Consider the following 24,560-nt stretch of genomic DNA (forward strand, 5'->3'; position numbering starts at 1 on the left):
TGACACACCGTTATCGCGAGCAAGCTCACTCCTACAGAGGTTATGCGTCCATTAGCGAAGGGCTTTACACCCCGGCCAGCTTGGCAACCGCACGTTCGAAGCGGTTCAGGCCTTCTTCGATGTCGGCGTCTTCGACCACCAGACTCGGCGCGAAACGCACCACGTCGGGACCGGCCTGAAGCACCATCACGCCTTCCTGCTCGGCGGCGTTGAAGAACTCCTTGGCCTTGCCTTTCCAGGCGTCGGTCAACACGCAGCCGATCAACAGGCCCATGCCGCGCACCTGGCTGAACACGCCGTACTGCTGACCGATCTTCTCCAGACGAGCCTTGAACAATTCATGCTTGGCCTTCACGCCCGCCAGCACTTCCGGGGTGTTGACCACATCGATGACCGCCTCGCCCACCGCGCACGCCAGCGGGTTGCCGCCGTAGGTCGTGCCGTGAACGCCAACAGCCAGGTGCTTGGCCAGTTTCTCGGTTGTCAGCATGGCCGCCATCGGGAAACCGCCGCCGATGCTTTTCGCGCTGGAGAGGATGTCCGGCGTCACGCCGTAATGCATGTACGCAAACAGGTGACCGCTGCGGCCCATGCCGCTCTGGACTTCGTCGAAGACCAGCAGCGCGTTGTGCTCGTCGCACAATTTGCGCGCGCCTTGCAGGTATTCAAGTTCGGCCGGCAATACGCCGCCCTCACCCTGGATCGGCTCGAGCACCACCGCGCAGGTCTTGTCCGAGACGGCGGCTTTCAGCGCGTCCAGGTCATTGAAGGGGACGTGGGTGATGCCGGTGATTTTCGGGCCGAAGCCGTCGGAGTATTTCGGCTGACCGCCGACGCTCACGGTGAACAGGGTGCGGCCGTGGAAGCTGTTCAGGGCAGCGACGATTTCGTACTTGTCCGGGCCGTACAGATCGTGGGCCACGCGACGGGCCAGTTTGAACGCGGCTTCGTTGGCTTCGGCGCCGGAGTTACAGAAGAACACGCGGTCGGCGAAGGTGGCGTCAACCAGCTTCTTGGCAAAACGCAGCGCCGGTTCGTTGGTGAAGACGTTGGAGACATGCCACAACTTGTTGGCCTGCTCGGTCAGCGCGCCGACCAGCGCAGGGTGCGCATGACCCAGCACGTTGACCGCGATGCCGCCGGAGAAATCAACCAGTTCGCGACCCGACTGATCCCAGACGCGAGAACCCTGACCGCGCACGGGGATGAAGGCTGCCGGGGCATAGTTGGGGACCATCACCTGGTCGAAATCGGCACGTTGCACCGGTACTTGCTCAACGGACATCGGAGTCTCCTGAAGAGGAACGCCTGCCTGGAACTGGCGAGCGATGGAAGGATTGTAAGGACTGATTCGGGCCGGGCCTTGCCGCCAAGCGACAACTTCTTATAGCGCCAAACCGGCTTTTTACGGGGTTTTCGGCAATGCGACAAATTGCGTCACAAAGGCGCAGTTTAAACACTGGCGTGCGGTTGGGGCACTGTTGAGTTCAGGGCGACCCGTCTGGATTTTCAACCGCGCTCGGCGGGCACCGATGACAATTCGAACGGGCTGCTGCTGCGACGCTGGTTGCGGTCTTCGCGAGGGGTGGCGCCGAAGAAGTTACGGTAGGCGCTGGAGAAATGCGGCCCCGAAGAGAACCCGCAGGACAGGCCGATCTGAATGATCGATTTGCTCGTCTGCATCAGCATCTGCCGCGCCTTGTTCAGGCGCAGTTCGAGGTAATACTGGCTCGGCACCCGATTGAGGTACTGCTTGAAGATGCGCTCCAGCTGACGTCGCGACACGCACACGTGCTGGGCGATTTCGTCGGTGGTCAGCGGTTCTTCGATGTTGGCTTCCATCAACAGCACCGCCTGGGTCAGCTTCGGGTGACTGGAACCCAAACGGTTCTGCAGTGGAATCCGTTGACGCTCGCCGCCTTCGCGGATGCGCTCCACCACCAGTTCTTCCGACACCGCGCCGGCCAGTTCGGCGCCGTGGTCACGGGCAAGCACGGCCAGCAACAGATCCAGCACCGACATCCCGCCGCAGGCCGTCAGGCGATCGCGATCCCAGTCGAACAAATGGCTGGTGGCGATGACCTTGGGGAAGCGCTCGGCGAAATCGTCCTGCCAGCGCCAGTGCACCGCCGCCCGGTACCCGTCGAGCAAGCCCAATTGCGCCAGCGGATACACACCCGCCGACAACCCACCAATCACGCAACCGGCGCGGACCAGTTGCTTGAGCGCGCCGCCGAGGGCCGAAGACATGGGCGCCGGTGGCTCGTCGGCCAGCAGAAACAGCTTCTGAAACCCTTCCAGACGACCGACCCACGGCTCGCCCGGCAATTGCCAACCGCTGCCATCAATCGGCGGTTCTGCCTGCAGAAACGACAGTTCGTACACCACTTCGGGGTGAACGCGCTGAGCAACACGCAGGGCTTCCTCCGCCAGCGCCAGGGTCAAGGCTTTGGTGCCGGGCCAGATGAGAAATCCGATTCGATGGGCAGTCATGGCGTGCAATCCGAAACGTGTCGCTAAAAGGGGTCGCACGCCTGGCATGCGATGGGATTCTGTAACCTTCAGTCAATGGCTGCGGCCTGAATGACGCGCAGCATGAACCGTTCTGAAGCAAAACGCACCGCTCTCACGTGGCAGGCGGGTTACTTCAAACTGCCTGACAGGAACTGCTGCAAACGCTCGGATTTCGGATTGACCAGCACTTCACGGGGATTGCCGGATTCTTCAACCAGGCCCTTGTGCAGGAAGATCAGCTGATTCGACACTTCACGGGCAAAGCCCATTTCGTGAGTGACCACCACCATGGTCCGGCCCTCCTGGGCCAGCGCCTGCATGACTTTCAGCACATCACCGACCAACTCGGGGTCCAGGGCGGACGTCGGTTCGTCGAACAGCATGACTTCCGGCTCCACTGCAAGCGCCCGGGCAATCGCCACGCGCTGCTGTTCGCCGCCGGACATATGCCCTGGATAGGCGTCCTTGCGGTGATACACACCGACCTTGTTCAGATAATGCTCAGCCTTTTCCAGCGCTTCTTTCTTCGGCACGCCCAATACATGCACCGGCGCCTCGATGATGTTTTCCATCGCCGTCATGTGCGACCACAGGTTGAAGTGCTGAAACACCATCGACAGCCGCGAACGCATGCGCTGCAGCTGTTTCGGGTCAGCCGCCTTCAGGCCGCCGTCCTTGTTGGAGACCAGCTTGAGCTCTTCGTTGTTGAGCAGAATGCGGCCGGATTTCGGCTGCTCCAGCAAGTTGATGCAGCGCAGAAAGGTGCTTTTACCCGAGCCGCTGGAGCCGATGATGCTGATGACATCGCCGGCCTTGGCGGTCAGCGAAACGCCTTTGAGCACTTCGTGACTGCCATAGCACTTGTGCAGGTCCTGGACTTCCAGTTTGTTCATGATGTCGGTTCTCACAAGTAATCAGTCACTGAGCAGGCGGCCGCTGCGCAACGGTGTGCGGCCGGCCACTTTGGCCATCCAGAAACCCGGCTGGGCGTAACGCAGTTTTTCGATGGCGAACAGCACCCCGGCGGTACCGGCACAGACGGTGGTGGCGCGATCGGTCAACGGGTCGATGACTTCGAACAGCGGCTCGCCGGGCTCGACCCAGGCCCCCGCTGGACGCAAGAAGGTCAGCACGCCGGGATGGGGCGCATAAATCATTTCGGTGCCTTCGAACGGCATGCCTTCGCAGGCTTCATGGCCAGGTTGCGGCCACTCGCCACTGATCAGGCCCTGCTCGGCCAGAAACGCCAGAATGCCTTCGGCGTAGGCCTCGGCTTCGGCCTTGCCGGTGTTGGCCTGACCGCCCAGTTCGAGGGTAGTCGCCAGGCAGGCCAGCGGTATCTGCGCGTCCGGAAACTGCTTGGACAAACGCAACCACGGCAGCGAACAGGCTTCGTCGAACGAGCTGCCGCCGGAATCTTCGGCCAGCAGCGCGACGGTCACCCCCAGATGCGCCGACAGCGAACGCCACTGCGGCCAGTGCTGCGGCAAGGCGTACATGTGCAGCGAAGCGTCGGTGTCGCAATGCAGGTCCAGCACCACGTCGGCGTTGCAGGCATGACTGAGCAAGACGCGCTGCATACCGGCCAGCTCGCTGCCGGCCGGCGGCAATTGCTCGAGCACGTCGGCCATGGCCTGACGGATCAGTTTGACGTTGGCGTGGGGGTCGTCACCGAGCTTGCCTGCCAGCGCCTGGGCGACCGGCTCGCTCAGCTCGGTGAAATCGCGATTGAAGTTCTTGCCGCTGCCGTACTCGAAACGGCCCTGGTGGTTGCCCTGCAGCAACTGGCCCAGACCGATCGGATTGGCGACCGGCACCAGCTCGATGACGCCCTTGAGCAGGCCCTGTTCTTCCAGCTGGGTCAGGCGTTTCTTCAATTCCCAGGCGGTGCGCATGCCCGGCAGCTCGTCGGCGTGCAGGCTGGCCTGAATGTAGGCCTTGCGCTCGCCCTGACCGAAACGGAACACACTCAGGGTGCGCTGGGTGCCGAGATTGCCCCACGGTAGATCGTGATCGATGCGCTGCATATCAGTGCTTCCTCGGGGCGAGGTAAATGAGCCAGCGGCGCTCGGCCAGCTTGAACAGTTTCACCAGAATGAACGTCAGGCAGAGGTAGAAAACGCCCGCCGTGATGTAGGCCTCGAACGGCAGGTAGAACTGCGCGTTGACCGCGCGCGCCGCACCGGTGATATCCATCAGCGTGACAATCGAGGCCAGACTGGTGGTCTGCAGCATCATGATCACTTCGTTGCTGTACTGCGGCAGCGCACGGCGCAGGGCCGATGGCAGCAAAATCCGGCGGTACATCTTGGCTTTGGACATGCCGATTGCCCGCGCTGCTTCGATCTCGCCCGGCGGCGTGGATTTCAGGCTGCCGGCGATGATTTCAGCGGTGTAGGCGCTGGTGTTGATAGCGAAAGCCAGGCACGCGCAGAAGGTCGCACTCGACAGCCACGGCCACAGGATGCTTTCACGCACCGCTTCAAATTGCGCCAGCCCGTAGTAGATGAGGAACAACTGCACCAGCATCGGCGTGCCGCGGATGACGTAGGTGTAGCTCCACGCCAGCAGATTGACCCAGGCGATTTTCGACACGCGCATCAGGCCCAGCGGCAGGGCAGCGAGCAGGCCGAAAAACAGCGACAGCGCGAGCAGTTTGAGGGTGATCAGCAGACCGCCGAAGTACAGCGGCAGGCTTTCCCAGACGACGTTGTAATCGAAAATCATAGGTCTGCCACCCTCACGCCGGCCGAGTAACGTTTTTCGATGTAGCGCAGTACCAGCAGCGAGACACTGGTGATGACCAGGTACATGGCCGCGACTGCGAGGAAGAAAGTGAAGGGTTCGCGGGTGGCATCGGCCGCCTGCTTGGCCTTGAACATCATGTCCTGCAGACCGACCACGGAAATCAGCGCGGTGGCCTTGGTCAGTACCAGCCAGTTATTGGTGAACCCGGGGATCGCCAGACGAATCATCTGCGGCACCAGAATGCGGAAGAACACCCGGCCACTGCTCATGCCGTAGGCCATGCCTGCTTCGGCCTGCCCTTTCGGGATGGCCATGAACGCGCCGCGGAAGGTTTCCGACAGGTACGCGCCAAAGATGAAACCCAGCGTGCCGATACCGGCCACCAGCGGGTTAAGGTCGATGTAGTCGTCGTGACCGAGCAGCGGCGCGATGCGGTTGAGCAGGTCCTGACCGCCGTAGAAAATCAGCAGAATCAGCACCAGATCGGGAATGCCGCGGATCACGGTGGAATACAGATCGCCCAGCCATGCCAGCCAGCGCACCGGCGACAGCCGCAATGCCACGCCGATCAGGCCGAGCACGATCGCCAGCGCCATGGAGCACAGAGCGAGCTGCAAGGTCAGCCATGCACCGTCGAGGATGACGGCTCCGTAACCTTTCAACATGTTGTTTGGCCCTCAAGCGCGGGATAGAAAAATGGCGCAATCAGTCGGTGCGGTGACCGGCTGCTTGCGCCATTGACGGCTTCAAACCACGTTACTTGCCGTAGATGTCGAAGTCGAAGTACTTGTCTTGAATGGCTTTGTATTTGCCGTTGGCACGAATGGCCGCGATGGCTGCGTTGAGCTTGTCCAGATCAGCCTTGTCGCCCTTGCGCACGGCAATGCCGACGCCGTCGCCGAAGTAGTTGACGTCGGTGAAGGCCGGGCCGACGAATGCGTAGCCTTTGCCGGATTCGGTATTCAGGAAGCCGTCCTGCAGCAGGGTGGCATCCGCCACGGTGCCATCGAGACGACCGGCGGCGATGTCCAGATAGACTTCGTTCTGCGAGCTGTACGGTTTGATTTCAGCACCCAGCGGGGCCAGGACTTCGCGGGCGAAACGCTCGTGGATCGAGCCACGCTGCACGCCGATGTTCTTGCCCTTGAGTTCGGTCAGCGCGTCGCTGACGACGGAGCCCTGCTTCATGACCAGACGGGCCGGGGTGTTGTAGTACTTGTTGGTGAAGTCGACGGACTTCTTGCGGTCTTCGGTGATGGACATCGAAGACAGGATGGCGTCGATCTTGCGCACTTTCAGCGCCGGGATCAGGCCGTCGAATTCCTGCTCGACCCATACGCACTTGACCTTCATCTCTTCGCACAGGGCGTTGCCGATGTCGTAGTCGAAACCGACGATGCTGCCGTCCGGCGCCTTGGAGGCAAACGGAGGGTATGCCGCTTCGATGCCGATCTTCATGGGCTTTTCATCGGCGAATACGGGCTGTGCCAATACGGTCAGTGCCAGCGCACCCAGCAGCATGAGCTTTTTCATTTCTTGGAACTCCATCGGTATAACGCGACAAATGGCAGTGAGCGAGACGCTCAATGAACAGGAGGAATCAGAAATTGCGACGCGAGGTGCCGGCGGGTCTCTGGACCCGACAAGCCTTCGGCGAGTGGTCGGCATTTTAGCGGCAGGCTGAAAGTCGATATTTCTTCAATGCGACAACTAGTTACAGAAGCACATGAAATCGTGATCAGGCGAATTGACATCCAAAAAGCTTTATGCAAGTGCCAGAGTTGGCAAACCTATCAACGAAGCAAATAACGCGCCCATTATTGGCAAAGCCTTATGATCCGGCAAGTCCAGCGTGGGAGCGGGTTGATTCGGGGCGATGAAATGCTTTGTTTTCGGGTGGAAACGCCCCACAGCGGGGCGGGAGGTTACCGGGGCGGGTGTGGGGTAACAAATCGATATTTCCCGATTCTTCGGGGGACCGTCCGGGTATTAGGATCAAGAGCGTCCGCCTGGGGGCGGACTGTTTCGCCTTCGGCGAGTTACTTGGAAAAGCACCCCAAGTAACCAAGGGTGCTTGCTCTCGGTTGGGCCCTTCGTTCCTCAGGGTTCCTTCACTCCGGTCTCGCTCCGTGGGCCCGCCGCCATCCGCCATCCATGGCGGGGGGCGGCTCTCGCGGCATCCATGCCGCTCGGCCCACTCCACGAGACCTGCGTTCAGCCTGCACCCAAGTCGCGATTGGCGGTGTCTGAGCCTTTTGCATATGAAGATCAAAAGCAGATCAAAGGCCAATCAAGGGCAGATCAAACGCTGAGGACTTGTGGGAGTGAGCTTGCTCACGAAGGGGTTGGTACATCCATCGAATATCTGGTGCTTGGAATACAGCATTCGCGAGCAAGCTCGCTCCCACAGGGAGGGGGTGCGATCAGCAAAATTGTTGGCGCCTGGACTGGCCTCTTCCTGGCTAAAGCCAGTCCCACTGACAGCAGCGCGTTCAGTCAGTAGGACTGGCTCCGACTGTAGGACCGGCTTCAGCCGGGAAGCTTTTGCTTTTGCAGTTGATCTTCTACGCGATAGCCCAGACACCGCAAAACGCGACTTTGGTGCAGGCTGAACGGAGGTCTCGAGGAGTGGGCCGAGCGGCATGGATGCCGCGAGAGCGCCGTCAGGACATGGATGTCCGTTCGGCGCGGGCCCACGGAGCGAGACCGGAGTGAAGGAACCCGACGAAGTCGGGCCCAACCGAGAGCAGGCACTTTTGGTTACTTTTAGTGCTTTTTAAAAGTAACTCGCCGAAGGCGAAACGTCTGCGCCCAGGCAGACGCTCTTGACGTTAAAGGCTTTCACGCCGCAGTCATGGTCTTGTGGGTCTCAACCAGATGCGCAACCACACTCGGATCGGCCAGCGTCGAGATATCGCCCAGCGCGTCGTACTCCCCGGTTGCGATCTTGCGCAGGATGCGTCGCATGATCTTGCCGGAACGGGTCTTCGGCAGACCCGGCGCCCACTGAATCACATCCGGCGAAGCAATAGGACCGATCTCCTTGCGCACCCAGTTGCGCAATTCGATGCGCAACGCTTCGTCCGGAACCTCACCGCCATTAAGGGTGACGTAGACGTAGATGCCCTGCCCCTTCAAATCGTGAGGCACGCCCACGACGGCCGCTTCGGCGACTTTCGGGTGGGCCACCATCGCGCTCTCGATCTCGGCGGTGCCCATACGGTGGCCGGACACGTTGAGCACGTCGTCGACGCGGCCGGTGATCCAGTAGTAACCGTCTTCGTCACGACGGGCACCGTCGCCGGTGAAATACATGCCGCGGAAGGTTTTGAAGTAAGTGTCGACGAAACGGTCATGATCGCCATACAGGCTGCGCGACTGACCCGGCCACGAGTCGAGAATCACCAGATTGCCTTCCGCTGCGCCTTCGATGAGGTTGCCCAGGTTATCCACAAGGGCCGGAATCACGCCGAAGAACGGACGCGTCGCCGAACCCGGCTTCAAGGCAATGGCGCCAGGCAGCGGGCTGATCAGAATGCCGCCGGTTTCGGTCTGCCACCAGGTGTCGACAATTGGGCAATTCTTCTTGCCGACGGTGTTGTAGTACCAGTTCCAGGCTTCCGGATTGATCGGCTCACCCACCGAACCCAACAAGCGCAGGCTCGAACCGTCAGCACCTTCTACGGCTTTGGTGCCCTCGGCCATCATGGCGCGGATGGCGGTCGGTGCGGTGTAAAGGATGTTGACCTTGTGCTTGTCGACGATTTTCGACACGCGGGTGATGTCCGGGTAATTCGGCACCCCTTCGAACAACAGCGTGGTCGCGCCATTGGCCAGCGGGCCGTAGACGATGTAGCTGTGGCCGGTGACCCAGCCGACGTCCGCGGTGCACCAGTACACTTCGCCCGGACGGTAATCGAATATGCGCTCGTGGGTCAGCGCGGCGTACAGCAGATAGCCCGCAGTGGTGTGCAACACGCCCTTCGGTTTGCCAGTGGAGCCCGAGGTGTAAAGGATGAACAGCGATTCTTCGGCGCCCATTTCTTTCGGCGCGCAGGTGCTGGAAGCCACGTCCAGCAGCGAGTGGTACCAGATGTCGCGATGACGGTTCCACTCGATGTCGCCGCCGGTGCGTTTGCACACGATGACCTTCTGTACGCTCGCCGTTTCCGGGTTGGTCAGCGCACGGTCGACGTTGGCTTTCATCGCGGTCTTCTTGCCGCCACGCAGCCCTTCGTCAGCGGTGATCACCACTTTCGATTTGCAGTCGATGATGCGACCGGCCAGTGCTTCCGGGGAGAAACCACCGAACACCACGGAGTGAATCGCACCGATGCGCGCGCAGGCCAGCATGGCAACCACGGCTTCCGGGATCATCGGCATATAGATGGTGACGACATCGCCGCGATGGACATCCTGCCCGCGCAGCGCGTTGGCGAACTTGCAGACTTCTTCGTGCAGCTCGCGGTAGGTAATGTTGCGGCTCTCGGAAGGATCGTCGCCTTCCCAGATGATCGCGATCGAATCGCCGCGCTCGGCCAGATGGCGGTCGAGGCAGTTGTAGGAAACGTTCAGGGTGCCGTCGGCGAACCACTTGATGTCGACGCGGTGGTCGTCGAACGAGGTCTGTTTGACGGTGGTGAATGGCTTGATCCAGTCAAGGCGCTGGGCTTGTTCGCGCCAGAAGCCATCGGGATTGACCACCGACTGCTGGTACATCGCCTTGTAGGTCGCCTCGTCAGTCAGCGTGTTGGCTGCCACTTCAGGGCGGACGGGGTACAGGGAAGCCGCACTCATCTTTCTTACCTCGGTGGAAATGTTGTTGTTTTATGACCCTGTTGTATCCGCCGATGGCTGTAAAGGCCATTCGACGATGGTCTTACCGACTCCGAGCATAGCGCCGAAAGCAGGTCCAGTGCCCGATTCCAGGCAAATCTTCATGTCCCGGCTACGACTGAAGAACCCATCGAACGCCTGGCCGCAACCCGACAACGGCGATTGTTGCCGTTTCGCTCAATAGACTTTATCAAAATGGTTTCTATATGAATTCAGAACAGGGGCATAGAATCCGTTCCGCCAACACGGCAAATGATTGATAAACAACAGCCCCCCCACACTGGACTGTCAATCAACTAAACCTACCCGGTCATGATTCGCTTCAAGCAGAGCCCCAAAAAGGTTTTGTGCACCCTGTCGACCGCAGTTCTTGCGACGCAATGTGAATGAAGCAACTTAGAGGAAATGAGTAATGAAAGCTGCACTGGTTGTAATGGCTCTTTGTGGTTTCAGCGCCATGGCAATGGCAGAAGAATCCGGCGCGAAAGTGGCGGCTCAGCAACAGCGTGTCGAGAAGTACACCTACTCTACCAAACTGGATATCGCGAAAGTCATTTCGGTGGACGAAGTGCCTAACGTCTGCCAGGTCGTCCCGCAGCACATGACTTACGAAGACTCGCAGGGCAAACGCCACGTGCTTGAGTATCAGGTCATGGGTAACGGGTGCAGCAACGGTTGATCAGCACGCTCTGTTGATCAGTTGAGCGCGCCGCTTACTTGCAGGAGCGTGCTTGCCCGTGTATTGCGGTGCATGAGTTTATATATCCGCCAGCAGTATTACCGATTCGCGGGCAAGCGCACTTCTGCAGTCATAACCCACTATCAACTCTGGCCTATTCCATAGTGCTTCAACTTGTTGGCGACAGTTGTATGGGAAACACCCAATCGCTTGCCTAATAAGCGGCTGCTCGGGTGTGCCGCATAGAGTTGCTCAAGTACTGCCTTCTCGAATCGCCCGACAATATCTTCCAGCCCGCCTTCCAGAGAGAAGTCGCCCAAGGGTGGGCGCACGCCGTAATCCGGAAGGCGAATATGTTCGGCTTTTACCCATTTGCCGTCGCACAGCGAAACAGCCTGGAACAATACGTTTTCCAGTTGCCGTACATTGCCGGGCCAATCGTATTGGCTGAGGCGTTCCATTGCCGCTGGCGCCAGCCGGGGCAAAGTGCAGCCGATCTGTCGGCTGGCCTGATCGAGAAAGTGCTCAACCAGCGGCGCGAGGCCGTCCAGGCAGTCGCGCAGGGGCGGAATGTGCAGCGATAGCACGTTGAGCCGGAGGTAGAGGTCCTGGCGGAATTCACCCCGGGCGCAAAGTTCGGAAAGATCCACCTGCGTCGCGCAGATGATGCGCACGTCCAGGTAAACCTCTTCGTCGCTGCCTACGCGTCGAAAGCAGCCTTCCTGCAAATAGCGCAACAGTTTCGCCTGCAACCGCGCACTCATTTCCGCAACGCCGTCGAGAAACAACGTGCCGCCCGAGGTCAGCTCCAGCAGCCCCAACTTGCCTTCGGCGCGGGCACCTTCGAACGCGCCGGGGCCGTAGCCGAACAGCTCGGTCTCGGCCATGGATTCGGAGAACCCCGCGCAGTTGAGTGCCATCATCGGGGACTGGCCGCGAGGGCTGGCCAGATGACAGGCCCGCGCGAGCAGTTCTTTACCCGTTCCGGTTTCGCCTTCGATCAGCAACGGCGCATCCAGCGGCGCCATGCGCCGGGCCTCCCGGACCACGGCCGCCATCACTTTCGAGCTTTGGAAGATGCTGTCGAACCCCCGCAACTCCTGCTTGCGCACGTTATAGATGTGCTCGCCCACCCGGTCGGCGCGGTGCAGCGTCAGCACCGCGCCGGCCATGGCTTCGCTGTCTTCGTGCTCGGACTGTAGGGGCGCGATGTCAGCCAGAAAGATGTCGCCTTTGACCTTCACGCGCAGACCGTTGATGCGCGAGCGGTTGGCGCGCACCAGTTGCGGCAGGTCGAAATCCTCGGCGTAACGGGACAGCGGAATGCCCGGCACTTCATCGACCCGCACGCCCAGCAACTGCGCTGCGGCGCGGTTGGCCGCGACGATGGAGCCGCCCATGTCGATGGAGAGCACGGGAAACTCAAGGGCGCCAAGCAAGGCGTTTAGCTCCATGTGCCGACGCTCGCTGGGCATTAATCCCACACGCTTGACGCCAAATACCCCAGCGACGGTCTCGAATTTCGGCACCAGCGCCTGGAACTGCAGATTGATCAGGTTTGGGCAGCGCAGATAGATGGCGTCGCCATGCTCACCGCCGACTTCTCCGCCGGAGACGTTGACGCCGTAGGCCACCAGTAGCTCGAGGATGTCGCGCAGGATACCGACGCGGTTCTGGCAATGGACTTTGATACGCATGGAGGGCTCGCGGGGTGGCATCGATTTCGGGTTGGCCCGAGTTTATCGTCAAGAATACGTTACAGCGCAAGGGCCAGACGAGACGGTAGGGTGAATGTATTCAGGCGAAGCCGATCAATCGTCACGATTTCTTTACGAATTATCGGACAGGGCTCAGCAACTCGGGCTGGAGCCTTGCAGTTGAGAGTCGCCAAATCAGCTAACAATAGCCCCATCAGTTTTACCCCCAATCGCATTGCTCCATATAAGAACAAACCATCAGGAGAGCCCCATGAGTACGCAGTACGTCGCCCGCGAGCCGGACGCCACCGGATTCATTGATTACTCGGAAGCCGAGCACAGAATCTGGAACACCCTCATCACCCGCCAGCTCAAGGTGATCGCAGGTCGTGCGTGCCAGGAGTATCTGGATGGCATCGAGCAGCTCGCCCTGCCCCAGGACCGTATTCCGCAGCTTGGCGAAATCAACCGAGTGCTGGGCGCGACCACGGGGTGGCAAGTCGAGCGCGTGCCGGCGCTGATCCCCTTTCAAACCTTCTTCGATTTGCTGGCGAGCAAGCGATTTCCGGTCGCCACATTTATTCGCAGCGAAGAAGAGCTCGACTACCTGCAAGAGCCCGACATCTTTCACGAGGTTTTCGGACACTGCCCCTTACTGACCAACCCCTGGTTTGCAGAATTTACCCACACCTACGGCAAGCTCGGTCTGGCAGCCAGCAAAGAGCAGCGCGTGTATCTTGCCCGCCTCTACTGGATGACCATCGAGTTCGGCCTGGTCGACACGCCCCAGGGGCGCAAGATCTACGGCGGCGGCATCCTCTCCTCGCCCAAGGAAACCGTTTACAGCGTGTCAACAACCCCTGAACATCAGCCCTTCGACCCGATTGAAGCCATGCGCACGCCCTACCGTATCGACATTCTGCAGCCGCTGTATTTCGTGCTGCCGGACCTCAAGCGCCTGTTCGACCTAGCCCATGAAGACATCATGGGCATGGCCCGCACGGCGGCTGAACTGGGGCTGCACGCGCCGAAATTTCCACCGAAAAATAAAGCCGCTTAAAACAAAAGCCGCCCCAAAAAAAGCAGCCCGAACCCGATCAAGGAATCTTTCAATGACCGCTCTCAACCAATCCCAATGCGAAGCCTGCCGCGCCGACGCCCCACAGGTCAGCGACGCCGAGCTGCCGGATTTGCTCAAGCAGATCCCGGACTGGAACATCGAAGTGCGTGACGGCGTCATGCAGCTGGAAAAAGTCTTTCTGTTCAAGAATTTCAAATTTGCGCTGGCGTTTACCAACGCTGTCGGCGAAATTGCCGAGGCCGAAGGTCACCACCCGGGTCTGCTGACCGAATGGGGCAAAGTGACCGTGACCTGGTGGAGCCATTCCATCAAGGGGCTGCACCGCAACGATTTCATCATGGCCTCCCGCACAGACGAGGTGGCCAAAAGCGCCGAGGGCCGTAAGTAAATGCATTTTTCACAGATCCAGCGCGTACCGGACGATCCCATCCTGGGCCTGATTCAGGCCTACGCCAAAGACCCGAATCCGAACAAGTTCGACCTGGGCGTGGGCGTCTATAAAGATGCGCAGGGCCTGACCACCATTCCCCGCGCGGTGAAAATCGCCGAGCAACGGCTGGTCGATTCCCAGCCCACCAAGAGCTACATCGGTGGCCATGGCGAACCGCGTTTCGGCACGCTGATCTGTGAGCTGGTCATGGGCGCCGATTCACCGCTGATCGCCAGCAAACGCGTCGGCGCTACCCAGACTCCTGGCGGCACGGGCGCGCTGCGGTTGAGCGCCGACTTCATTGCCAACTGCCTGCCGGGCAAAGGCATCTGGCTGAGCGATCCGACCTGGCCGATTCACGAAACCATCTATGCCGCTGCAGGCCTGAAGGTCAGCCACTACCCCTACGTGGGCAGCGACAACACGCTCAACGTGCAGGCCATGCTGGCGACGTTGAAGACCATTCCGGAAGGCGACGTTGTCCTACTGCATGCGTGCTGTCACAACCCGACCGGGTTCGACCTGTCCCCTGATGATTGGTACGCGGTGCTGGAAATCGTCAAGCAACGCAATCTGCTGCCGCTGATCGACTTCGCGTATCAGGGTTTTGGCGACGGTCTTGAAGAAGACGCCTGGGCGGTTCGTCTGTTTGCTGGCGAGCTGCCTGAACTGCTGATCACCAGTTCGTGCTCGAAAAACTTCGGCCTGTACCGCGAGCGCACCGGCGCCTTGCTGGTCTGCGCTGACACCCCCGAGAAGCTGATGGATGTGCGCAGTCAGCTGTCGGCGACCGCCCGTAATCTGTGGTCGAACCCGCCGGATCATGGTGCCGCCGTTGTCGCCGAGATCCTGGGCGATCCTGAGTTGAAAACCCTGTGGGCTGAAGAAGTGGAAGAGATGCGCAGCCGAATTGCGCAGTTGCGCGTCGGGCTGGTGGAGGCGCTTACACCGCTGGGCCTGGGTGAGCGTTTCGCCCACATCGCCGTGCAGCGCGGCATGTTTTCCTACACCGGCATGAACGACGATCAGGTAGCGCGTCTGCGCAACGAGCACAGCGTGTACATGGTGGCGGCGGGTCGAGCCAACGTTGCGGGGATTGATGCCACGCGGCTGGATGAACTGGCAGCGGCGTTTGCGGCGGTTTGCAAAGACTGAGGCGATCACTGATTCAACGCTTTTAGCGGGCCGCGCGGATGTTGCAGGAACCCATCCTCACTACATGACCGGCGGCCCGCATTTAAAAGTCTGATTGTCATTTGTACTGCTGTATCCTCCCTGAGCGTTTTAGGACGCGCTGTTCAATTCAGCCGCAACACACTTGTGAGGAGCGACGATATGCATGAAATCCCGAACTTCCCCTTCCCAAGCCAAACCCAGCAAAGCGCAGCAGCCCGCCAGGAACTCGGTCAGCCGATCGAGATGAAAGCCAGCGGTAAACGTAACGAGAGCAGCAAAGCCCAAAGCCCGCGCTGAAGGCTAATTGTCCAGCCCCTATGGAAGAGCGTCTTCAAGGTGTATTTCCATAAGGGCTGAATCATCCGCGACAGGTTTCACCTCTGCTCCACCCCGACCCATATCCACCCATCCGCCACTCCCATGAACCGCCGTGCCTCGTTATCATGTGCCCTCGCGCGGATTCAAGCGTCTACGCTTCAACCCGATTGCCCCCTCGCTATTCTTTTTCCGTCGTAACCGTGGATCTATGCCCATGCCAGACGCTTCGAGCGCTGCCCCTCAACGTCCTATGGCTGTCACGCTGCAGGTTGTTTCCATCGTGCTGTTCACCTTCATCGGCTACCTGAACATCGGTATCCCGCTGGCCGTATTGCCCGGTTATGTGCACACCGACCTTGGCTTCGGCGCGGTCGCCGCCGGACTGGTGATCAGCGTGCAATACCTCGCAACCCTGCTCAGCCGCCCCTACGCCGGGCGCATCATCGACACCCGGGGCCCGAAGAAAGCGGTGATCATCGGCCTGTTCGGCTGCGGCTTGAGCGGCGTGTTCATGCTCCTCGCCGACTGGCTCGACGCCTGGCCGATGGTGAGCCTGATCAGCTTGTTCGTGGGCCGGTTGGTGCTCGGCAGCGCAGAGAGCCTGGTTGGCTCAGGCTCGATCGGCTGGGGCATCGGCCGCGTTGGCGCCGCCAATACGGCCAAAGTGATTTCATGGAACGGCATCGCCAGTTATGGCGCACTGGCCATCGGCGCGCCGGTGGGTGTGTTGCTGGTCAACGCGCTGGGGCTGTGGAGCATGGGCGTCAGCATCATGCTGCTGGCAGCGCTGGGTATTTCCCTGGCTTGGAAGAAAACTCCGGCGCCGCTGGTGCACGGGGAGCGTTTGCCCTTCCTTCACGTGCTCGGCCGCGTGCTGCCCCACGGCACCGGGCTGGCGCTGGGTTCGATCGGCTTCGGCACCATCGCGACCTTCATCACCCTGTATTACGCCAGCCATACCTGGCCGAATGCGGTGTTGTGCCTGAGCCTGTTCGGCGCCTGCTTCATCGGCGCACGCCTGCTGTTCGGCAACCTGATCAACCGCATCGGCGGCTTCCGCGTGGCGATTGCCTGCCTGTCAGTGGAGACGTTGGGGTTGCTGCTGCTGTGGCTGGCGCCCAACCCGAATCTGGCGCTGGCCGGTGCGGCGCTGACTGGCTTCGGCTTCTCGCTGGTGTTCCCGGCGCTCGGCGTCGAAGCAGTCAATCTGGTGCCGCCGGCCAGTCGGGGTGCGGCAGTGGGGGCTTATTCGCTGTTCATCGACCTGTCGCTGGGGATTACCGGGCCGGTGGCGGGTGCCGTGGCGGCAGGTTTCGGCTTTGCGTCGATCTTCCTGTTCGCCGCGCTGGCTTCGCTGAGCGGGCTGGGGCTGAGTGTGTATCTGTACAAGCACGCGAACAGGACGCGTGAAAAGCCGGTCGCCAGCTGATCCCGTCAACGCTGTTTAAAAATCGACCTTGCCCCGCCCTGCCTTGATCGACCCGCGCTTGGTTTTCGACTCCAGCCGGCGGGTCTTCGAGCCCAGGGTCGGTTTGGTCGGCCGACGCTTCTTCTCGACCTTACCCGCACTGATGATCAGCTCGCTCAGGCGTTCCAGCGCATCGGCCCGGTTCTGTTCCTGCGTCCGGTACTGCTGCGCCTTGATGACCAGCACGCCGTCGCTGGTGATGCGGCTGTCACGCAGCGCCAGCAGGCGTTCCTTGTAGAACGGCGGCAGCGACGAGGCGTTGATGTCGAAGCGCAGGTGCATGGCGCTGGACACCTTGTTGACGTTCTGACCACCCGCACCCTGGGCACGGATGGCGGTCAGCTCGACGTCGCTGTCCGGCAGATGGATGTTGTTGGAAATGATCAGCATGGCAATCTGTGTCCTGGTTCGAAGCCGCCGCGACGTCACCGGCGGCTCTCGCCTTATTTGATGATCGACGTCCGCTGGGCCATTGACTCGCTACTGGCCCGACGCTTGTTCTTGATCAGGTAGAACACCCACATTGCCGCCAGCCAGACCGGGATCGCGTAGACCGAAATCCGGATGCCGGGAATCATCAGCATGATCCCGAGAATCAGCACCACAAACGCCAGACAGACGTAGTTGCCGTACGGGTACCACAGCGCCTTGAACAGCGGCTGCTGGCCGACCCGGGTCAGGTGCTGGCGGAACTTGAGGTGGGAGTAGCTGATCATCGCCCAGTTGATCACCAGCGTGGCGACCACCAGCGACATCAGCAGCTCAAGGGCATTTTGCGGCATCAGGTAGTTGAGCAGCACGGCAATCAGCGTCACCGCCGCCGACACCAGAATCGCCCGCACCGGAACTCCCCGACCATCGACCCGCGCCAGTGACTGCGGCGCATCGCCCTGCTCGGCCATGCCGAACAGCATGCGCGCGTTGCAATAGGTGCCACTGTTGTAGACCGACAGCGCCGCCGTCAGCACGACGAAGTTGAGTATGTGCGCCGCCGTTGTGCTGCCCAGCATCGAGAACACATGCACGAACGGGCTGCCGCTGTAGGCATCGCCGGAGGCATTGAGGTCAATCAGCAAAGCGTCCCATGGCGTCAGCGACAGCAGCACCACCAGCGAGCCGATGTAGAAAATCAGAATCCGGTAGATGACCTGATTGATCGCCTTGGGAATGATGGTGCGCGGCTGATCCGCCTCGGCTGCGGTGAAGCCGAGCATCTCAAGGCCACCGAACGAAAACATGATGAACGCCAGCGCCATGACCAGCCCGCTTACGCCATGGGGGAAGAAGCCGCCCCGATCCCACAGGTTGCTGACCGACGCTTGCGGGCCACCCTCGCCGCTCACCAGCAGATAACTGCCCAGGGCAATCATCCCCAGAATGGCCACGACCTTGATGATCGCAAACCAGAATTCGGCCTCGCCAAAGACTTTTACGTTGGCCAGGTTGATCACGTTGATCATCACGAAGAACACCGCCGCCGAGGCCCACGCCGGGACTTCCGGCCACCAGTACTGGATGTATTTGCCCACGGCGGTCAGCTCTGACATGCCCACCAGAATGTACAGGACCCAGCAGTTCCAGCCCGACAGGAAACCGGCAAAGCCGCCCCAGTATTTGTGGGCGAAATGGCTGAACGACCCGGCCACCGGCTCTTCGACGATCATTTCGCCGAGCTGGCGCATGATCATGAAGGCGATGAAGCCGCAGACGGCGTAACCAAGAATCATCGACGGGCCAGCGGACTTCAGCACCCCTGCCGAGCCCAGAAACAGGCCGGTGCCGATCGCGCCGCCGAGGGCGATCAGCTGGATGTGACGGTTCTTCAGACCACGCTTCAAGTCACCCGAATGGGACATGTTTTCACTCATTGGCAAACCACCTTGGCGCGCTTGTCTGTGACGGAATCGAACCCGACGCGCTCATGACGCGGCGGAGGGAAACGGAGTGGGTAACCCCGAGGGGTTGGCGTCCATACGCCGGTGGATCACAGAAAAAACGGGCGCGCATTGTACACCGCTCACACCGGATTGCGCGGAAGAGTAGGACCGGCTTTAGCCGGGAATCTGTTATTGACTGGGCTCTCAATCACTCTGCCGACACAATTCTGTCGCAAAAATAATTCCCCAAAATCGAAAGCTGCCTAACGTTGTTTTCGCAAGAAGTTTCGATAATTCCGGCGAAATGCCAGCATTTATCTCCCATTTTTTATTTTGCAACACTCCGGTTATTGCACTAGTTTTTTCAGTGCTTGCTGGCCACGAAGGTCAGTGTGCTTCCATGACGAGGACTTAAGGCGATGCCCTTTCTTCCTCGCTGCATTCGGCAAGTACGTCATTCTCAGGAGATTCACCTATGCAAACAGTTGAACTGGCTCTGGAAGAAGAACTGCAATTGGACGATTGGTTTGAAGCACCGACTCATGATGCCGCTGTGGAAATGATGCAGGCTGACGCCGTCGTGCCGTTTGGCACCGCGATGTGGCCGTTCTAAAACAGCTGAAGGGCGAACGTGGCTAACGCGTTCGCCCTCTTGTTTTAAGCATTCGGAGCGGAGCGCACTATGGATAACAGCAGCGCAATCGAACATTTCCTGTATTACCTGCAACGCCACCCCGCCGTCACCGGCATGAACACTCCCCAAGTACTACTGGCCCATACCCCGGAATACCGCAGCATCGTCAATGGCATCATCGAAAGCGCTACGGCGCGGGATTTCTTCCGGTTCAGCACTATGCCGCTGGACACGTCTCCTATCAGCGAACTGACAGAAGCCATCACCGATTCCGATCTCTTCGTCCTGTTCTACGATTCCTCAACGCTGCCCAATCCTCGCGCGGAGGGGCCACCGTTCATTCGCCAGTTGCAGGAAGTGATGTCGGCCCAATGGAAGAAATCCCTGCTGTTCAAAGATTACGGCGACTATTTCTATGACGCTTTCAGCGTTGAACCCGAGCGCATCGCGCAGCTGAATGCGGCACTGATCGACACCATGAACCAAGGCGAGACCCTCAGCTTCAGCGACGACCACGGTTCGTACTTCGAGGCCCCGCTGCGCGAGCTGAAGAAGTGGACCAACATCAACGGCGTCGGCAACTACGACCTGGCACCCGGCGAGATCGCCACCCACAGCGAATCCATCAACGGTCATGTGCGGTTTCTCGGCACGTTTCTCAGCACCATCCCTTTCGCGCGCAAATACGGCATCATCGAATCCCCACTCGAACTGTGGATCGAGAACTCCGTGGTGACCCGCATCGCCACGGACGTACCGGGGCTGGAGCACGACTTCAATAAATACCTGGACGCCAATCCCTCGAACCGTCGCATCGAGGAACTGGGGATCGGCACCAACGAAGGCGTCAGTCAGCTGTACGCGCGCAACGCAGGGTTCGAAGAGCGCCACTGCGGGCTGCACCTGGGCCTGGGCGGCGGCGCCAAGGGCAGCCATCACATGGACCTGATCTTCAACAGCGGATCGCTGGCCGTGGACAAGCGTGTGGTGTTCGACGGGACCGCCTACGTCGTCTGACTCCCAAGCGGGCATAAAAAAACGCCAGTCTCTCGACTGGCGTTTTTCGTAGTGCAGACCGCTGTCAGTGTTTCACAACGGCATTACTCAGGCTTGCGGCGACCGAAGCCCGGACGCTGACCGGAGCCGCTTGGCGGGCCGCGGCGTTTGCCGGACGGGGTCTTGTCGTCTACCAGACCGATGCCGGGACGCGAAGGCTTCGGCTTGGCAGGACGCTTGTTCATGTCGCTCGGACGTTCCGCCACCGGCGTGCCACGACCGCTTTCGCTGCGGGCGCTGTCGCCACGTGGATTGCCGCCACGGGCAGTGTCGCCACGACCACCGATGGCCGGACGCGGCGTGCGCGCCGGACGACCGCTTTCCGCAGGCTTGCGCGCCGGGCGCTCGCCATCCGCCAGACGCGGCTCGCGGGCCGGACGATCCGGGGACACCGCATCCTTGGCCGGACGAACCTGACGCACACGTTCGCCTTTGCCCAACGGACGGGACGACTGGCGCTGCAAACGCTCCAGTTTGTCTTTGGTCTTGGCGGTCATCTGCGGCATCGCGACCGGCGTCAGGCCGACCTCGGCACTGAGGATGTCGACTTCCTGCTGGCTCATTTCGCGCCAGCGACCCATTGGCAGGTCGGAATTGAGGAACACCGGACCGAAACGCACGCGCTTCAGGCGGCTGACCACCAACCCCTGGGATTCCCACAACCGGCGAACTTCACGGTTGCGGCCTTCCATGACCACGCAGTGGTACCAGTGGTTGAAGCCTTCGCCACCCGGCGCCTGCTGAATGTCGGTGAAACGCGCCGGGCCGTCTTCCAGCACCACGCCAGCCTTCAGGCGCGCCAGCATGTCGTCATCGACTTCGCCACGGACGCGCACGGCGTACTCGCGGTCCATTTCGAACGAGGGGTGCATCAGGCGGTTGGCCAGTTCACCGTCGGTGGTGAACATCAGCAGGCCGGTGGTGTTGATGTCCAGACGACCGATGTTGATCCAGCGGCCTTCTTTCGGGCGCGGCAGGCGATCAAACACGGTCGGACGGCCTTCAGGGTCGTCACGGGTGCAGATTTCACCGTCGGGCTTGTTGTACATGACGACGCGGCGAACGGTCTCGGCGGCTTCTTCGCGGCGGATCACGCGACCGTCGACCGTGATGGCGTCGTGCAGGTCGACGCGCTGACCGAGCGTGGCCTGAACACCGTTGACCTTGATGCGGCCTTCGCCGATCCAGGCTTCAACGTCGCGACGGGAACCGACGCCAATGCGCGCCAGGACCTTCTGCAGTTTTTCGCCTGCTGGGCCGATCTCTTTGTCTTGCTTGTCTTGTTCACTCATCTGGGCACCTCCCGGTGTGTCGAATCAGGGCATGCGCGAGTGGGCATGGCCTGTGGCCCGGCTCTCTGGACGAGAGCGGCTCCGGATCAGAACAACTCTGAAGCGGAACGGGCAGAAAACTGAAATCCCTGGCGCGTGTAGATCGCCAAAAGGTCGCGAATCATACGCGCCTGACGCGCGTTGCGCACCAGAGACTAGATGAAAAATTCAGGCTCACTTCTTTTTCCGCCGACTGGCGCCCTTGAGTTTGATCAGCCGCAGAGCCGACTCGGCGAGCACCGAGCGCTTTTCGTCCTTCTCCATCTTCTTCCAGGACTTGATTTCGCGCTTGCTGCGACCGCAGCCGAGGCAAATTTCCTCGTCGAATTTGCAGAGGCTGATGCAGGGGTTTTTGGTGCTCATGGGTTCGCCTGAGTGAGGAATTGGGCGCTGCGGACATTTCCGCCACAGCCATCGTCACCGCGGATCTTCATCGTCCTGCGGCGGTTCTTCCAATTCAGACTCTTTATCGGCCTCATCGAGCAATAAATCGTCGAAGTCGATTTTCAGGCCCTGCTCCATGGTGTCGAGCTCGGCCAGCAGGCTGCGGAAACTGGTCTCATCCCGGGGCGCTTCGGGCTCCGCGCCAGACTCTGCGTCAGCATCGAGCGACAGACTGGCGTCGGCCAACGCCTGCAAATGCGCGGGCACCGGCGCGTCGTCGAATTCCAGCACCGGCTCGGTTTCCATCTCGCGCAGGTCGGCCAGCGGTGGCAGTTCGTCGAGGTTTTTCAGGTTGAAGTGATCAAGAAAAGCTTTGGTGGTGGCGAACATCGCCGGCTTGCCGGGCACGTCACGGTAGCCGACGATCCTGATCCACTCGCGCTCCATCAAGGTCTTGACGATATTGGTATTGACCGCGACGCCACGCACGTCCTCGATCTCGCCACGGGTGATCGGCTGGCGGTACGCGATCAGCGCCATGGTTTCCAGCAGGGCCCGCGAATAACGCTGGGGCCGCTCTTCCCACAAGCGCCCGACCCACGGCGCGAACTTCTCGCGGATCTGCAAGCGATAGCCGGTGGCAACTTCTTTGAGCTCAAAGGCGCGGTTATCGCAGGATTTGGCCAGCAGCGTCAGGGCCTTCTTGAAGACCGGAGGTTCGGGCCGCTCGCCCTCTTCGAACAGCTCGTAGAGGCGCTCCAGGGACTGCGGTTTTCCGGAGGCAAGCAGAAACGCTTCGAGCAACGGCGCCAGATCGCGGGGTTCATTCAGGTTCATTGATCAGCTCTTGCTCTTTATTCGGCTCGCGCCCGCACATGAATAACGGCGAAGGCTTCGTTTTGCACCAGTTCCACCAGTTGCTCCTTGACCAGTTCCAGCACGGCCATGAACGTCACCACCACGCCCAGCCGCCCCTCTTCTGCTGTGAACAGCTCGGCAAAGGGCACGAAACCCGCGCCTTTCAAGCGCTCCAGCACGTCACTCATGCGCTCGCGGGTGGACAGCGCCTCGCGGCTGACCTGATGGCTTTCGAACATGTCGCCACGGCGCAGCACGTCGGCCATCGACATCAACAGCTCTTCGAGGGCGACATCCGGCAGTAACTTGCGCACCCGCGCTTCGGGCGCCTCAAGCCTGGGTATAAATACATCACGGCCCACGCGAGACAGCTGGTCGATGCCTTCAGCTGCCGCCTTGAACCGCTCGTATTGCTGCAAGCGGCGAATCAGCTCGGCGCGAGGGTCACCCTCTTCCTCCTCGGCCATTTCCGAGCGCGGCAGCAACATACGCGATTTGATCTCGGCAAGCATGGCCGCCATGACCAGATACTCGGCGGCGAGCTCCAGACGCACGGTTTTCATCAGCTCGACGTAACCCATGTACTGGCGGGTGATTTCCGCCACGGGGATGTCGAGGATGTTGATGTTCTGTTTGCGAATCAGGTAAAGCAGCAGGTCTAGCGGGCCTTCGAAGGCTTCGAGGAACACTTCCAGCGCATCCGGCGGGATGTACAGGTCGACCGGCATCTGTGTGACGGCCTGACCATAGACCATCGCAAACGGCAGCTCTTGCTGGGCGTTGGCCTGCGGGTCGATGTGAGCGTCGGTCTGAACATCCAGCGTTTGCGCCTGGGTCACTCGACTTCGACCCCGAACGGCGTCGGATCGCCGCAACCCACGCGCACCACTTGGGGCTCGCCATCGGTCAGGTTGACCACGGTCGACGCCGAAATGCCGCCCTCGCCTGCGTCGATGATCAGGTCGACCTGATGCTCGAGAATCCCGCGCATCTCGTAAGGGTCACTCATCGGAATGGTCTCGCCGGGCAGGATCAGGCTGACGCTCATCAGCGGCTCGCCCAGTTCCTGCAACAGCGCCTGCGCAATGGGATGACCCGGCACGCGCAAACCAATGGTCCGCCGCTTGGGGTGCAGGACCAGACGCGGCACGTCACGGGTGGCGCCGAGGATAAAGGTGTACGGCCCCGGCGTGTGCGCCTTGAGCACGCGAAACGCCGCCGTGTCGACCTTGGCGAACAACCCGAGCTGGGACAGGTCGCTGCACATCAGCGTGAAGTTGTGTTTGTCATCGAGCTGACGCAAGCGACGGATGCGCTCGACGGCGGTCTTGTCGCCCATCTGGCAACCCAACGCGTAGGACGAATCGGTGGGATACACCACCAGACCGCCCGCCCGGATGATTTCCACGGCCTGCTTGATCAGGCGCGCTTGCGGATTCTCCGGGTGGACCTGGAAAAATTGACTCACGGTAA

At 60.6% G+C, this 24,560-nt stretch carries 24 protein-coding genes; 8 read left to right on the top strand and 16 right to left on the bottom strand.

Going from position 1 to position 24,560, the window contains the following annotated elements; all coding sequences use genetic code 11:
• Positions 1 to 64: 64 nt before the first annotated feature.
• From IFT47_RS02410 to acs, 8 genes are all read right to left on the bottom strand, one after another.
• On the bottom strand, positions 65 to 1,285 hold the full coding sequence (locus tag IFT47_RS02410) for an aspartate aminotransferase family protein (protein ID WP_192171001.1): 1,221 nt from the start codon (positions 1,283 to 1,285) through the stop codon (positions 65 to 67).
• A gap of 224 nt (positions 1,286 to 1,509) precedes the next feature.
• Positions 1,510 to 2,493 carry a transcriptional regulator ArgR gene (gene argR / locus IFT47_RS02415; protein WP_192171000.1) on the bottom strand — a complete coding sequence of 328 codons (984 nt, stop codon included), beginning with the start codon at positions 2,491 to 2,493 and terminating at the stop codon, positions 1,510 to 1,512.
• A 149-nt stretch (positions 2,494 to 2,642) separates the two neighbouring features.
• Positions 2,643 to 3,407, bottom strand: a complete 765-nt coding sequence (locus IFT47_RS02420) for an ABC transporter ATP-binding protein (RefSeq protein ID WP_192170999.1) — start codon at positions 3,405 to 3,407, stop codon at positions 2,643 to 2,645.
• A 21-nt stretch (positions 3,408 to 3,428) separates the two neighbouring features.
• Entirely contained in the window at positions 3,429 to 4,541 is a 1,113-nt protein-coding gene (locus IFT47_RS02425) for a succinylglutamate desuccinylase/aspartoacylase family protein (RefSeq protein WP_192170998.1), read from the bottom strand.
• A gap of 1 nt (position 4,542) precedes the next feature.
• Positions 4,543 to 5,241: an ABC transporter permease gene (locus IFT47_RS02430; protein WP_192170997.1), complete on the bottom strand. Its 699-nt coding sequence runs from the start codon at positions 5,239 to 5,241 to the stop codon at positions 4,543 to 4,545.
• Positions 5,238 to 5,927 (bottom strand): ABC transporter permease, encoded by a 690-nt coding sequence (locus IFT47_RS02435; protein WP_065986205.1) that lies wholly within the window; start codon positions 5,925 to 5,927, stop codon positions 5,238 to 5,240. Before IFT47_RS02435 ends, IFT47_RS02430 begins: the two co-directional genes overlap by 4 nt.
• A gap of 91 nt (positions 5,928 to 6,018) precedes the next feature.
• The gene (locus IFT47_RS02440) at positions 6,019 to 6,795 is read right to left on the bottom strand and encodes an ABC transporter substrate-binding protein (protein WP_192170996.1); all 777 of its coding nucleotides are present in this window, start codon (positions 6,793 to 6,795) and stop codon (positions 6,019 to 6,021) included.
• A gap of 1,308 nt (positions 6,796 to 8,103) precedes the next feature.
• The gene (gene acs / locus IFT47_RS02445; RefSeq protein ID WP_192170995.1) at positions 8,104 to 10,059 is read right to left on the bottom strand and encodes an acetate--CoA ligase; all 1,956 of its coding nucleotides are present in this window, start codon (positions 10,057 to 10,059) and stop codon (positions 8,104 to 8,106) included.
• A gap of 451 nt (positions 10,060 to 10,510) precedes the next feature.
• On the opposite strand from acs, the gene IFT47_RS02450 reads away from it, so the two are divergent.
• Positions 10,511 to 10,777: a DUF2790 domain-containing protein gene (locus IFT47_RS02450; protein ID WP_192170994.1), complete on the top strand. Its 267-nt coding sequence runs from the start codon at positions 10,511 to 10,513 to the stop codon at positions 10,775 to 10,777.
• Positions 10,778 to 10,920: 143 nt separating this feature from the next.
• On the opposite strand, the gene IFT47_RS02455 is transcribed toward IFT47_RS02450, so the two are convergent.
• On the bottom strand, positions 10,921 to 12,474 hold the full coding sequence (locus IFT47_RS02455; RefSeq protein WP_192170993.1) for a sigma-54-dependent transcriptional regulator: 1,554 nt from the start codon (positions 12,472 to 12,474) through the stop codon (positions 10,921 to 10,923).
• A 271-nt stretch (positions 12,475 to 12,745) separates the two neighbouring features.
• Between IFT47_RS02455 and phhA the strand changes: the two genes are divergently transcribed.
• The 5 genes from phhA (at position 12,746) to IFT47_RS02480 (ending at position 16,908) form a co-directional block, all read left to right on the top strand.
• The gene (gene phhA, locus IFT47_RS02460; protein WP_192170992.1) at positions 12,746 to 13,534 is read left to right on the top strand and encodes a phenylalanine 4-monooxygenase; all 789 of its coding nucleotides are present in this window, start codon (positions 12,746 to 12,748) and stop codon (positions 13,532 to 13,534) included.
• A gap of 52 nt (positions 13,535 to 13,586) precedes the next feature.
• On the top strand, positions 13,587 to 13,943 hold the full coding sequence (locus IFT47_RS02465; RefSeq protein WP_074890313.1) for a 4a-hydroxytetrahydrobiopterin dehydratase: 357 nt from the start codon (positions 13,587 to 13,589) through the stop codon (positions 13,941 to 13,943).
• Entirely contained in the window at positions 13,944 to 15,140 is a 1,197-nt protein-coding gene (locus tag IFT47_RS02470; protein ID WP_192170991.1) for an amino acid aminotransferase, read from the top strand.
• 180 nt (positions 15,141 to 15,320) lie between these two features.
• Positions 15,321 to 15,458, top strand: a complete 138-nt coding sequence (locus tag IFT47_RS02475) for a hypothetical protein (protein ID WP_192170990.1) — start codon at positions 15,321 to 15,323, stop codon at positions 15,456 to 15,458.
• Positions 15,459 to 15,693: 235 nt separating this feature from the next.
• Complete coding sequence (locus IFT47_RS02480; RefSeq protein WP_192170989.1) at positions 15,694 to 16,908, top strand: MFS transporter; 1,215 nt, start codon at positions 15,694 to 15,696, stop codon at positions 16,906 to 16,908.
• 15 nt (positions 16,909 to 16,923) lie between these two features.
• Here the strand turns inward: IFT47_RS02480 and arfB are convergent, their stop codons facing one another.
• Together arfB and IFT47_RS02490 are read right to left on the bottom strand one after the other, a co-directional pair.
• Positions 16,924 to 17,337 (bottom strand): alternative ribosome rescue aminoacyl-tRNA hydrolase ArfB, encoded by a 414-nt coding sequence (gene arfB / locus IFT47_RS02485; RefSeq protein ID WP_065986956.1) that lies wholly within the window; start codon positions 17,335 to 17,337, stop codon positions 16,924 to 16,926.
• A 53-nt stretch (positions 17,338 to 17,390) separates the two neighbouring features.
• A complete protein-coding gene (locus tag IFT47_RS02490; RefSeq protein ID WP_192170988.1) occupies positions 17,391 to 18,815 on the bottom strand; it encodes an amino acid permease in 1,425 nt (474 codons plus the stop codon).
• Positions 18,816 to 19,299: 484 nt separating this feature from the next.
• Between IFT47_RS02490 and IFT47_RS02495 the strand changes: the two genes are divergently transcribed.
• Both IFT47_RS02495 and IFT47_RS02500 read left to right on the top strand, forming a co-directional pair.
• Entirely contained in the window at positions 19,300 to 19,437 is a 138-nt protein-coding gene (locus tag IFT47_RS02495) for a hypothetical protein (protein ID WP_163022139.1), read from the top strand.
• Positions 19,438 to 19,506: 69 nt separating this feature from the next.
• The gene (locus IFT47_RS02500) at positions 19,507 to 20,475 is read left to right on the top strand and encodes a leucyl aminopeptidase (RefSeq protein WP_192170987.1); all 969 of its coding nucleotides are present in this window, start codon (positions 19,507 to 19,509) and stop codon (positions 20,473 to 20,475) included.
• 83 nt (positions 20,476 to 20,558) lie between these two features.
• Here IFT47_RS02500 and rluB read toward each other — a convergent pair whose 3' ends face one another.
• The 5 genes from rluB to IFT47_RS02525 form a co-directional block, all read right to left on the bottom strand.
• Positions 20,559 to 21,806 (bottom strand): 23S rRNA pseudouridine(2605) synthase RluB, encoded by a 1,248-nt coding sequence (gene rluB, locus IFT47_RS02505; RefSeq protein WP_192170986.1) that lies wholly within the window; start codon positions 21,804 to 21,806, stop codon positions 20,559 to 20,561.
• Between the two features lie 213 nt (positions 21,807 to 22,019).
• Positions 22,020 to 22,208: a DUF1289 domain-containing protein gene (locus IFT47_RS02510; RefSeq protein WP_163022138.1), complete on the bottom strand. Its 189-nt coding sequence runs from the start codon at positions 22,206 to 22,208 to the stop codon at positions 22,020 to 22,022.
• 54 nt (positions 22,209 to 22,262) lie between these two features.
• Complete coding sequence (scpB, locus tag IFT47_RS02515) at positions 22,263 to 23,066, bottom strand: SMC-Scp complex subunit ScpB (RefSeq protein ID WP_192170985.1); 804 nt, start codon at positions 23,064 to 23,066, stop codon at positions 22,263 to 22,265.
• Between the two features lie 17 nt (positions 23,067 to 23,083).
• Positions 23,084 to 23,782, bottom strand: a complete 699-nt coding sequence (locus IFT47_RS02520) for a segregation and condensation protein A (RefSeq protein WP_192171059.1) — start codon at positions 23,780 to 23,782, stop codon at positions 23,084 to 23,086.
• A gap of 140 nt (positions 23,783 to 23,922) precedes the next feature.
• Positions 23,923 to 24,555, bottom strand: a complete 633-nt coding sequence (locus IFT47_RS02525; RefSeq protein ID WP_192170984.1) for an L-threonylcarbamoyladenylate synthase — start codon at positions 24,553 to 24,555, stop codon at positions 23,923 to 23,925.
• Between the last annotated feature and the right edge of the window lie 5 nt (positions 24,556 to 24,560).

This window comes from Pseudomonas sp. CFBP 13711, from assembly GCF_014842265.1.
Lineage (GTDB): Bacteria > Pseudomonadota > Gammaproteobacteria > Pseudomonadales > Pseudomonadaceae > Aquipseudomonas.

Coding starts and splice junctions, on each gene's coding strand:
- scpB (WP_192170985.1), bottom strand. CDS start 23,066: ATGAACCTGAATGAACCCCGCGATCTGGCGCCGTTGCTCGAAGCGTTT.
- IFT47_RS02475 (WP_192170990.1), top strand. CDS start 15,321: ATGCATGAAATCCCGAACTTCCCCTTCCCAAGCCAAACCCAGCAAAGC.
- IFT47_RS02435 (WP_065986205.1), bottom strand. CDS start 5,927: ATGTTGAAAGGTTACGGAGCCGTCATCCTCGACGGTGCATGGCTGACC.
- IFT47_RS02440 (WP_192170996.1), bottom strand. CDS start 6,795: ATGAAAAAGCTCATGCTGCTGGGTGCGCTGGCACTGACCGTATTGGCA.
- IFT47_RS02455 (WP_192170993.1), bottom strand. CDS start 12,474: ATGCGTATCAAAGTCCATTGCCAGAACCGCGTCGGTATCCTGCGCGAC.
- IFT47_RS02420 (WP_192170999.1), bottom strand. CDS start 3,407: ATGAACAAACTGGAAGTCCAGGACCTGCACAAGTGCTATGGCAGTCAC.
- IFT47_RS02430 (WP_192170997.1), bottom strand. CDS start 5,241: ATGATTTTCGATTACAACGTCGTCTGGGAAAGCCTGCCGCTGTACTTC.
- argR (WP_192171000.1), bottom strand. CDS start 2,493: ATGACTGCCCATCGAATCGGATTTCTCATCTGGCCCGGCACCAAAGCC.
- IFT47_RS02480 (WP_192170989.1), top strand. CDS start 15,694: ATGCCAGACGCTTCGAGCGCTGCCCCTCAACGTCCTATGGCTGTCACG.
- IFT47_RS02490 (WP_192170988.1), bottom strand. CDS start 18,815: ATGAGTGAAAACATGTCCCATTCGGGTGACTTGAAGCGTGGTCTGAAG.
- IFT47_RS02510 (WP_163022138.1), bottom strand. CDS start 22,208: ATGAGCACCAAAAACCCCTGCATCAGCCTCTGCAAATTCGACGAGGAA.
- IFT47_RS02500 (WP_192170987.1), top strand. CDS start 19,507: ATGGATAACAGCAGCGCAATCGAACATTTCCTGTATTACCTGCAACGC.
- IFT47_RS02450 (WP_192170994.1), top strand. CDS start 10,511: ATGAAAGCTGCACTGGTTGTAATGGCTCTTTGTGGTTTCAGCGCCATG.
- IFT47_RS02495 (WP_163022139.1), top strand. CDS start 19,300: ATGCAAACAGTTGAACTGGCTCTGGAAGAAGAACTGCAATTGGACGAT.
- rluB (WP_192170986.1), bottom strand. CDS start 21,806: ATGAGTGAACAAGACAAGCAAGACAAAGAGATCGGCCCAGCAGGCGAA.
- arfB (WP_065986956.1), bottom strand. CDS start 17,337: ATGCTGATCATTTCCAACAACATCCATCTGCCGGACAGCGACGTCGAG.
- IFT47_RS02410 (WP_192171001.1), bottom strand. CDS start 1,285: ATGTCCGTTGAGCAAGTACCGGTGCAACGTGCCGATTTCGACCAGGTG.
- IFT47_RS02425 (WP_192170998.1), bottom strand. CDS start 4,541: ATGCAGCGCATCGATCACGATCTACCGTGGGGCAATCTCGGCACCCAG.
- IFT47_RS02470 (WP_192170991.1), top strand. CDS start 13,944: ATGCATTTTTCACAGATCCAGCGCGTACCGGACGATCCCATCCTGGGC.
- IFT47_RS02465 (WP_074890313.1), top strand. CDS start 13,587: ATGACCGCTCTCAACCAATCCCAATGCGAAGCCTGCCGCGCCGACGCC.
- acs (WP_192170995.1), bottom strand. CDS start 10,059: ATGAGTGCGGCTTCCCTGTACCCCGTCCGCCCTGAAGTGGCAGCCAAC.
- phhA (WP_192170992.1), top strand. CDS start 12,746: ATGAGTACGCAGTACGTCGCCCGCGAGCCGGACGCCACCGGATTCATT.